Consider the following 3,309-nt stretch of genomic DNA (forward strand, 5'->3'; position numbering starts at 1 on the left):
GCACATGTCTTGATCACCTGCCGGCAGTCGCGAGCTGGTTGCGTCATGCAGATGCTGCGAAAGCGATCAATGCGGCGTATCAGTTCGATACCCCTCGCGCCAAGCTCGACAGTCTCGTCAGAGAGAACGTGATCGCGCAGTTGGCCAATCTACACACCCATCCGTCCGTGGCACTTGCACTCGAACAGGGGCGCATGAATCTGCACGGATGGGTTTACGACATCGAGAAGGGTAGCATCGATRCCCTCGACGGCCCAACACGACGATTCGTACCGCTCGCCGAGTCGCCGACAACTGTTGCTGTGGCTTCGCGCAATCGCGGACAGGTGTGAGAGAAGTTGGCAGCGACTCGATGTAACAGGGAGCCACTTGACCAGGTGCCCGCATGGCGATGTGAGACCAATCCAGGATGCACTCACCGCGATCACCAAAGCCAAGCTGACCGTAGCCATGCGCAATCACTCGGTCAGACCGACGCGGAAATGTTCCACGGACTGCCCGGCGTTGACCGCCCGCTGCAACCAGTCCGGCATGGCGCCGCGGCCGTCCCAGCCCTGCCCGTGCGCGTTGCGGTAGCGCACCGCACCAGGCGTTGGGCGCGGAGGCGACTCGGCAAAGCAGCCGGCGGCCAGCAGGTCGGACAGGCTCAGCCCATGCTGGGCCATCTGGATGCGGATCCAGGTGATCGCTTCCGCGCGCTCGATTTCGATCGACATCATTTTAGGTGCACAGATTTGAGGAAGCTGCGGAGCAGGATCCTGCGTTGTCGTCTCAAAGACCGTTAGGCCTCAACATTGTGCCGGCGGATCGCTGGTGTAAAGCAACCTGCTCCCTTGGGGATTGGGAATCACGTGGTCACCCCGCCGCTCAAAAACTAATCAGACCCGAGGAGCCCGCCGGGCATCTGGTCCTCGCRCGGTTTGTGCACAGGCTTATCCCGTGGCGCGGTGGACAAATCCCCTCCCTCGGGTGCCCCCTCAGGCCGACCCCGGCTTGAACTTGGTGCGTGTGGTCGGCGCGCGGCGCCTGGCGGTCGCCTGGTGGCGCGTCGCATTGGCTTCCGCTTGCGCGCGCTCGGCCCGTCTTAGYGCCGCTGCCAGTTCGGCCCGCAGCCCTTCTTGCGCCGYCTGCCCTCGTCCGAGCGCCTGCTCTGCCTCCGCCAGTTGCCGGCTGAGCGTGTCGCGCTCGGCCTGCAACCGCGCCCGCKCCTCGGCGCCGGCCACGGCGGCATCTTGCGCCTTCGCCTGCACGGCCGCCAGTTCGGCGCGCAGGTCCGCGACCGCCTGCTCGCCCTTCTGGCGCAGCGTGCGCTCCTGGTCGATCTCGCGCAGCGCGCGGCGCTCGGTGGCGCTGGCTCGCTCCTGCGCGACGGCCACCTGCTCGCGGGTGCGTTCCAGCTCCRTCGAGAATTGGGTACGCAACTCTCCCAATTGCCGCTCGAGCGCCTCGATCTGGCGCTGCCCCGCCTCCTGACGCGCCCGCGCGGCGGCGTGGGCCTGGCGCTCGGCGTCCAGTTCCCCCTGCAGCGCCGCGCGTGCGCTCTGCTCCGCGTCGAGCCCGGCCTGCACGGCGGCGGTCTCCTGCTCGGCCACCACCACCGCGGCCCGCGCCAGGTCGCGCTGCGCTTCCGCCTCGCTCGCCTGCAGCCGCGCTTCGGCCCGCAAGGCGGCCAATTCGCCGGCGGCCGCCTCGTTGGCGGCCTGCCAGATCGACTGCACGGCGTCGGCCGCGATCGCCTTGAGCGCCTCCGGCAGCCCGGGGTGGTCGATGGTCACGCGCATCTTGCCGCGCAGGTCCGCCCAGAACTGCGCCAGCACCTCGGTGGGCGTGCCCATGCTGCCCTTGCGCACCARRCCGTAGAGCTTGTTGGCGGTGGGCGTGATGCCGTACCGGAAGAACAACAGGGCGCAGACCTCGCGGTAGAGCGCGCGGGTCTCGGGGAGCTGCGAGCGCAGGGTCGCCACGTCGGCGGCGAGCGTGGCCTGCAGGGCGGCGTCGGGAGCGGCGTCGAGCGGCGTGGATTCGGGGCTGGCAGTCATGTTTGGGCGGCGCACGAGGTCAGTTTCAATAAATATTACTACGTAATACRTKAATTTAYTGAGTAAWATTGMAAATMTTTAGACATAAGTGGGCTTCTGTCTATAATTACGTCTACGCTCACGCCATGACGCCCGCCGCACCGATGGAACCCACCGCGCTCCCCCACACTGCCTTCACGGCCCTACCCGCCACCCCGATCGAGCGCCTGCGCCTGCCCGCCGCGCTGTCCGGCGCCGCCGGCAGCAACCGGGCGCGCGGCGGCACCCCGCAGATCTCGGCCACTGACGATCTGGCCGCCGTCACCGCCTGGCTGGCACGCTATACCGACACGCCGGCCACCCTGCAGACCTATCGGCGCGAGGTGGAGCGGCTGCTGCTGTGGGCCGTGATGCAGCACGGCAAGCCGCTGTCGTCGCTCACCCATGAGGACCTGCTGCTGTACGAGCGTTTCCTGGCCGATCCCCAGCCCGCCTGGCGCTGGGTCATGGCGTCGCGCAAAAAGCTCGCGCGCGGTGCGCCGGACTGGCGGCCGTTCGCCGGCCCGCTCTCCCCGGCCAGCGCGCGGCACGCGATGGTGATCCTCAATACGCTGTTCGCCTGGCTGGTGGACGCCGGCTACCTGGCCGGCAATCCGCTCTCGCTGGCACGCAACCGGCGCGGCCAGTCCAAGCCCAGGGTCACGCGCTACCTGAGCCACGAGATGTGGCAGGTGGTCAAGGACACCATCGAGGCGATGCCGGGTGCGAACGACACYGCCACCGAGCGCGACCGGCTGCACGCGGCGCGCTGCCGCTGGCTCTTCACGGTGCTGTATCTCGGCGGCCTGCGCGCGGCCGAGGTGGCCGAGACCCGCATGGGCGCCTTCTTCTGCCGGCGTGACCGCGACGGCGTGGAGCGCTGGTGGCTGGAGGTGACCGGYAAGGGCAACAAGACGCGGCTGGTGCCGGCCACGGACGAACTGATCGKGGAGTTGGCGCGCTATCGCGAGGCGTACGGCCTGCCGCCGGCACCGCATCCTGGTGAGGCGCGCCCCATCGTGCTGCCGATCATCGGCAAGGAAAAACCCTTGTCACGCGGCGCGCTGCATCTGGTGCTGAAGGAGGTGTTCGGGATGGCCGCCGCGCGCCTGCGCGCGCGCGGCCCCGAGTGGGAAAGCCGGGCCGCGGTGCTCGCCAGCGCCTCGGCGCACTGGCTGCGCCATACCGCGGGGTCGCACATGACCGACCAGCAGGTGGACCTGCGTTTCGTGCGGGACAATTTCGGGCACGC

Annotated in this window: 4 protein-coding genes; 2 read left to right on the top strand and 2 right to left on the bottom strand. The window is 68.6% G+C overall.

Translation table 11 applies throughout. The annotated features are described in order from the left end of the window. A partial coding sequence (locus AC1DN0_RS40710; RefSeq protein WP_477146585.1) for a carbonic anhydrase occupies positions 1–332 on the top strand: 332 nt, incomplete at its 5' end. A 126-nt stretch (positions 333–458) separates the two neighbouring features. Here the strand turns inward: AC1DN0_RS40710 and AC1DN0_RS40715 are convergent. Continuing rightward, complete coding sequence (locus AC1DN0_RS40715) at positions 459–716, bottom strand: H-NS histone family protein (RefSeq protein WP_441636115.1); 258 nt, start codon at positions 714–716, stop codon at positions 459–461. Positions 717–977: 261 nt separating this feature from the next. Further along, complete coding sequence (locus tag AC1DN0_RS40720; protein WP_477146586.1) at positions 978–2,039, bottom strand: DNA-binding protein; 1,062 nt, start codon at positions 2,037–2,039, stop codon at positions 978–980. A 125-nt stretch (positions 2,040–2,164) separates the two neighbouring features. Between AC1DN0_RS40720 and AC1DN0_RS40725 the strand changes: the two genes are divergently transcribed. Then, a partial coding sequence (locus AC1DN0_RS40725; RefSeq protein ID WP_477146587.1) for a tyrosine-type recombinase/integrase occupies positions 2,165–3,309 on the top strand: 1,145 nt, incomplete at its 3' end.

The organism is Cupriavidus sp. 05N39, from assembly GCF_056397325.1.